Below are 6,312 nucleotides of genomic sequence, written 5' to 3'. Positions count from 1 at the left end.
GCCGGTCGTCGCGACCAGCGCGTCGAGCATTCGCCCGCGCTCCTTCTTCGCCGCCGTCGCGTACTCGCGCGCGTACTTCTTGGTGATCTCACGCCTGGTCGCCATCGACAGCTCAGAGCCCATCCCGCCAGCACACCGCAGCGCCCCAACGATGACCAGCGTTTCGCGAGCAAAACCCAAATGAGGCATGCACCCCATTACGCGAGCACTCTAGGTGAGTCTTGTCGCACTCTTGTTCTCCAATACTACCGGGGGTATAGTTAGATGCATCAGCGGGAACCGCGGATCATTTCAGCACAAGCCTTCGGCCGACTCCCGCCCGCCCCGAGTCGCTTGGAGCAAGTCATGAGTTACGGCATCACCACGACAGTCGCCCTCCCCTTCGACGAAGCGGTCACCGCGATCCGCGCGGCGCTCGCCACGCAGGGATTCGGCGTGCTGACCGAGATCGACATGGCAGCGACGCTCAAGGCGAAGCTTGACGTCGACATGCCGTCGCAGGTGATCCTGGGCGCGTGCAATCCTCCCCTTGCGCTCCGCGCGCTCCAGGCGGAGGAGTCCATCGGACTGCTGCTCCCCTGCAACGTCACGGTGCGCGACGCCGGCGACGGCACGTCGCTCGTCGAGGCGCTCGACCCGAAGGTCATGGTCGACGTCACCGGGAACGAGGCGCTGCGAGCGGTTGCAGACGAAGCGGCGGACCGCCTGGGCGCAGCGCTCGCCGAAGTCGGCAGCGGCAACGAGTGACGGCGCGACTGCGCCTCAAGCACGAGAACGGGGAGGTCGAAGCATGCTGATGGGCAACTGGAGCGGCATGGGCAACTGGGGCGGCATGGGCCCCGGAATGGGGTGGGTATTCCTGCTCTTGATGATCGCGGGCATCGCGGCGCTCGTCGTCCTGACGGTGCGGCTCGCGACCGGCGGTCTGAACCGCGGAGACCACCGGCCACCGGAACCGCGAGGCGGATCGGCGCGCGCCATTCTCGACGAGCGCTACGCGCGTGGCGAGATCGACCACGCTGAGTACGACGAGCGAGTCGCACGCCTGCGCGACGCTCCTTGATGGAGCCGATCACCCGCCGCCAGGCTCTGGTATTGGGCGCCTGCGGCGCCGCGGGCGTGGTGGTCGGTGGGCTCGGGCTCAGCAGCACGGGTCTGCCCTGGACCTCGCCCGATGTAACGCCCTCCGGGCTGCTGGCCGAGCCGAGCTCGCTGCGAAGCCGCGGGGGCGTGCTCCGCACCGAGCTGGTCGCCGCGGAGCACGAGAACGAGATAGCCGGCCGCAGGGCGCTCGTGCTCGGCTACAACGGCAGCGTCCCGGCCTCGACGTGGCGCGTGCGCCCGGGCGACCGCATCGAGGTCCGCCTCCAGAACCGCCTGCGCGAGCCGACCAATCTCCACACGCATGGGCTCCACGTCTCCCCGGCAGGGAACGGAGACAATCCCCTCATCAGCCTCGCACCCGGCGAGGTGTTCGACTACCTCTTCGACATCCCGCGCGACCACCCCAGCGGCGTGTTCTGGTATCACCCCCACCACCACGGCAACGTCGCCGATCAGATCTTCGGCGGCCTCTTCGGCGCCATCGTGGTCGAGGACGACGCGCTCGCGGTCGCCCGCGAGCGGGTGCTCGTGATCTCGGACATCTCGTTCGCCGGCGGAGCCGTCGCTGCCGCTTCGGAGGCAGATCGCATGATGGGCCGGGAGGGCGACTTCCTGATGGTCAACGGTCAACTGCTGCCCGAGATCGTCGCGCGGCCGCGGGAGCGAGAGCGCTGGCGGATCGTCAATGCCTGCACGGCGCGCTACCTCCGACTCGCGCTGCCTGGTCAGCGGCTGGAGCTCCTGGGCATCGACTCCGGGCACGAACCGCGGCCCCGCGCCGTCGATGAGGTCCTGCTGGCTCCCGGCAACAGGGCGGATCTCCTGGTGACGATGCAGACCGGAAGTGCCCAGCTGCGCACACTCGGCTACGACCGGGGCGCCGCCATGATGGGCGGGATGATGGCCGGCGGGGGCAGTTCCTCCGGCCCGGCGCTGCTCGCCTTCGTCGAAGTTCGCGGGCCCGACGCCGCGGTGCTGCCCGCCGTGCCCCCGCGCGCGCCCGACGCCGACCTGCGCTCGCACACGCCCGACGCGCGGCGCGAGATCTCCTTCACCATGACCATGGGCATGGGCATGCCGCAGCAGGGCGGGATGATGGCCCTGGGTTTCGACGGGCGCGCATTCGACGCGGGGCGCATCGATCAGCGCGTCGGCGCGGAGACCGTGGAGGAGTGGACGATCCGCAACCCCACGCCGATGGATCATCCGTTCCACCTGCACGTCTGGCCGATGCAGCTGATCCAGGTGAACGGATCGGCGATCGACGGCACCCAGTGGCGGGACGTCGTGAACGTCCCGGCTCAGGGCTCGGTCGTGGTGCGCATCGACTTCGCGCGGTTTACGGGCCTCACGGTCTACCACTGCCACATCCTCGATCACGAGGACCTCGGGATGATGGGAACGGTGAAGGCCGCCGCGTGAAGCGCGACGCGAGTCGCCCTGCTCCCGCGACCCGCGGAGCCTCGGTAGGCCGCGAGCCGCCGTCGACGGTAACGGCCCGACACGCCGGCCGGGATCGCGTCTCGATGTGATGCCCAGGGACGTTGTTTCGTGACACGCCCTCTTCGCCAGGCTGGTTGTGAATCATTTCACGATCAGCCAGGAGGCGATGTTCATGTCTATCGGTCCAGGGTCCACGGCGTCGGAGATTCGCGAGTTCGTGCATGAGTACCAGGTGCAGCCGCACGGGCAGAAGGGTGCGTGGCCGCTGGCGCGGAACGTCCCGAATCGGCGTCCACGATCGAGACGGCGCTCGAACATCAGACTGCTGAACCCGGCCGATGCTCATAGCCACGTCCTTCGCCTCCGGTGCGCTGAAACGGGCGCGCCAGACCTGCGCATCCACGGCGCTGAGACCCGCGACCGCTCCATCGCGCTCGGCGAGCCGGAGCATCTCGACAGCTCCGGGGCGGGCCAGGACGCGGCCGTCACCGGATCGTTGGGATCGACGAGCATAGACAGCACCATTCGCGCGGTTCGTTCGTCGGTCGCCAGCTCACTCAAGCTCGGCATCGTCGGTTCCTCTCGGCGTTCGTTACCGACGAGGTGCGCCGACAGCCCCAGTGGATCAGCTCCGCGGAGGTGCGCTATGAACCGTCGCTGGCGTCGTCCATGATGAGCCCAGCCTCGACCAGCGCCGCTCGCACGGCCTTGCGGTTTACGCCCATCCGGCGACCGATCGCCCGCATCGAGACACCCGCCCGCGTGAGCCGCACGGCCTCCGCCTTCTCGTCGAAGCCCAGCCCCGGTCGACGACTCGGCACTTTCCGGCGGCGGAGGTGGGAGAACACCGTGGCACGATGGATTCCGTACCGCTCGGCGAGCTGCTTGACGCCCATCCCGGCCAGGTAGTCGCCGACGAGAGTGTCCACCTCAGCAGCGGTCAGAAAAGTTTGAGCCGTCTCGACAGTCCTCACGACTGGCCCCCGATCGTCCCTCGGAGCGCTACACCGGGGACGCCGCGAGACCTCGTAGACCCCACGATTCAAACGGTTGACAAGGGTTTTCGTCTTGGAGGCGGAGTTGCCGAACGTACTACTCAGGTACCCCGAACGGGTCAGGTTCGGATGTTCGACGCGGGTAACCCGCCGGACGTTCGAGCCTGGCCCAGGCTTGTCCCATCCCGCAGCTTCGGAATCGCGCTCAGCCGGTCGGTTCCTTCTCAGCGGAGCGACGCGGGAAGTGCGCTTGATTGCCCTCGCGATCCAGGATCGTGAGGATCTCGGCGGGGCCGCCGTGGGCGCGGACGGCGTGGGGCGTCATGGTGGAGAACTCCGCCGCCTGCCCCTCATCGACGACCACGGTCCGCTCCCCCAGCTGCAGGTGGATGATGCCGCGCAGCACGGTGAACCACTCGTAGCCGGGATGCACCTGCAGTCCGCCCAGCTCCCGATCAGGCTGCAGGCGCATCTTGGCGATCATGACCCCACGGCGATCCTGCTCGCGGGAGAGCAGCCACAGCGTTGCGCCGTTCATGGATTCGGCCGCGGGACGGATCACCACGTCCTCGTCGTCGTCCGGCTCCACGAGCTGATCGAGCGTGGTGCCGAGCGCCTGGGCAATGGTGACGAGCTGCTCGAGTGCGATGCGGCGCTGCCCCGTCTCGATGCGACTCAACGTCGAGATCGAGACGAACGCGCGGGAAGCGAGCGTCTCGAGCGTCCATCCCCGAGCCAGTCGGAGCGCACGCACGCGCTGGCGCACCACGGCATCCACATTGCTTTGCGTCATAGGCAAAAGACTATGCCTCAAACGCGAATACGTCTACCGTTGCCGTATGCACGCATCATCTCCCTCCTCCCATGAGTCCCGCCACGACCCGGTTTCCCTCGGCGGCGACCGTGCGTCCCACGCCGCCCACGGCGCGGACGACCTCGCTCATCACCTCGACCTGGGGGCGGCCGTCGCCAGACCCGCGACCGAGGCCGCGCTCGACGCCGCCGCGGCCGCGCTCGGCTCCGAACCCGCCCGGATCATCGACCTCGGCGCAGGCACGGGCGCTGGCTCCGTCGCCTTGGCCCGTCGGTTCCCGAACGCTCGCGTCGACGGCATCGATATCGCCCCGGATCTGCTCGACCGGCTCGGCTCAGCCGCCGCCGCTGCCGGCGTGGCCGAGCGCGTCACGGCGCACCGCGCCGATCTCGACGGCGACTGGTCGAGCCTGATCCCGGCCCCCGTCGACCTCATCTGGGCCTCGCTGTCGCTGCATCATGTCGACGACGCGCAGGCGGTCCTCCGGCAGGCGTTCGCCGCTCTGCGACCGGGTGGCGTGATCGTCGTCACCGAGATGAACGGCACCCTCGCCCTCGAGCCCCAGCACCTCGGCAGCAGCGTGGCGGGGCTCGGCGGCCGCATCGTCGCCGAGCTCGAGGCGGCGGGGTACCCGCCGAAGGCCGAATGGTCGCACGCACTCGCAGCAGCCGGCTTCGCGTCGGTGCGGCGCGAGGAGCACACCCTTGCCGCGGCCGGAGACACGGTCGAAGGAGCCTGCTACCTGCAGCACCAGCTGGAGTCCTGGCGGCATCGCATCGCCGACGGCCTCAGCCCCGCAGAAACCTCCGGCCTCGAGCGCGCGATCGCCGACCTCGAGGCCGATGACTCGACGATCGTGCTCAGCTCGGGTCGGGCGACCTGGGTGGCCGTGCGACCCGCGGAGGCGGCTGCGCCCGCGACCGAGCCGCACCGGTCGACCGCGGCGAATGCGGACGATTCCGCGCAGGGCCGGCGTGCGACGGTCGCTGCGGAGGTGGTCGTGATCGGCGGAGGTGCTGCAGGACTTGCGGCAGCCATCGCCCTCGCCCGCTCGCGGCGACGCGTCGTCCTCATCGACGCCGGAGAGCCTCGCAACGCCCCCGCGCATGCCGCGCACAACGTGCTCGGCAACGAGGGCATCGCACCCCGCGAGCTCCTGGCCCGGGGCCGTGCGGAGGCGCGTGGCTACGGTGTGGAGATCCTGCGTGGCGAAGCGACTGCGGCGCGCGGTGCGATCGACGACTTCACGATCGACGTCGACGGCGGGACGAGCCGGGTGCATGCCCGCCGCGTCATCCTCGCCACCGGTCTGATCGATGCGCTGCCGGACATCCCAGGCATCCGGGAGGCGTGGGGGACGTCGGTGCTGCACTGCCCCTTCTGTCACGGCTGGGAGGTTCGCGACCAGCGCATCGGCATCCTCACCAGGGACGAGATCGCGATCCACCACGCCATGCTGTTCCGCCAGCTCAGTGACGACGTCACGCTGTTCCTGCAGGGAGCAGCCGAACCGACGCCGGAGCAGTCGGAGCAGCTCGCAGCGCTGCACGTGCGCGTGGTCCGCTCACCCGTCGTGAGCCTCGTGCTCGACGGACGCCGGCTGCAGGCAGCGGCACTCGACGACGGGCAGCGCTACGGCCTCGACGCCCTCGTCGTCGCTCCGAGGTTCGAGGTGCGCACCGAGCTGTTCGAGAGCCTGGGCGGCGCGGCCGTTCCGACGCCCTGGGGCAGGCAGGTCGCGGCGGACGCGCGCGGCACCACTGCCGTGCCGGGCGTGTTCGCCGCCGGGAACGCGAGCGAGCAGATGGCGATGGTCGCGGCCGCGATGGCATCCGGTGTCGCCACGGGCTCGGGCGTCCACGGCAGTCTCGCGTCCGCAGATCTGGAGGCTGAGGTGCAGGCTCGGCGAACGATCTCCGATCCTCGAGGCCCCAGCGTTCCCCCGCTGTCGTAGCG

The 6,312-nt window shown here is 69.6% G+C and carries 6 protein-coding genes; 4 read left to right on the top strand and 2 right to left on the bottom strand.

Translation table 11 applies throughout. The features are described 5' to 3' along the window. Positions 1-345 precede the first annotated feature (345 nt). The 3 genes from ACJJVL_RS08970 to ACJJVL_RS08960 are packed head-to-tail and all read left to right on the top strand — an operon-like array spanning position 346 to position 2,526. Positions 346-747: a DUF302 domain-containing protein gene (locus ACJJVL_RS08970; protein ID WP_240239745.1), complete on the top strand. Its 402-nt coding sequence runs from the start codon at positions 346-348 to the stop codon at positions 745-747. 49 nt (positions 748-796) lie between these two features. Then, positions 797-1,063 carry an SHOCT domain-containing protein gene (locus ACJJVL_RS08965; RefSeq protein ID WP_405218269.1) on the top strand — a complete coding sequence of 89 codons (267 nt, stop codon included), beginning with the start codon at positions 797-799 and terminating at the stop codon, positions 1,061-1,063. Further along, the gene (locus ACJJVL_RS08960) at positions 1,063-2,526 is read left to right on the top strand and encodes a multicopper oxidase family protein (protein WP_405218268.1); all 1,464 of its coding nucleotides are present in this window, start codon (positions 1,063-1,065) and stop codon (positions 2,524-2,526) included. The genes ACJJVL_RS08965 and ACJJVL_RS08960 overlap by 1 nt, the downstream gene beginning before the upstream one ends. A gap of 665 nt (positions 2,527-3,191) precedes the next feature. On the opposite strand, the gene ACJJVL_RS08955 is transcribed toward ACJJVL_RS08960, so the two are convergent. Both ACJJVL_RS08955 and ACJJVL_RS08950 read right to left on the bottom strand, forming a co-directional pair. Continuing rightward, positions 3,192-3,521, bottom strand: a complete 330-nt coding sequence (locus ACJJVL_RS08955; RefSeq protein ID WP_405218267.1) for a hypothetical protein — start codon at positions 3,519-3,521, stop codon at positions 3,192-3,194. 226 nt (positions 3,522-3,747) lie between these two features. Further along, entirely contained in the window at positions 3,748-4,335 is a 588-nt protein-coding gene (locus tag ACJJVL_RS08950) for a helix-turn-helix domain-containing protein (RefSeq protein ID WP_405218265.1), read from the bottom strand. A gap of 46 nt (positions 4,336-4,381) precedes the next feature. Between ACJJVL_RS08950 and ACJJVL_RS08945 the strand changes: the two genes are divergently transcribed. Continuing rightward, entirely contained in the window at positions 4,382-6,310 is a 1,929-nt protein-coding gene (locus ACJJVL_RS08945; RefSeq protein WP_405218263.1) for an FAD-dependent oxidoreductase, read from the top strand. Positions 6,311-6,312 lie beyond the last annotated feature (2 nt).

The sequence above is a fragment of the Agrococcus sp. Ld7 genome, from assembly GCF_045064095.1.
Classification (GTDB): domain Bacteria; phylum Actinomycetota; class Actinomycetes; order Actinomycetales; family Microbacteriaceae; genus Agrococcus.
This window is presented reverse-complemented; position numbering and strand designations above follow the sequence as displayed.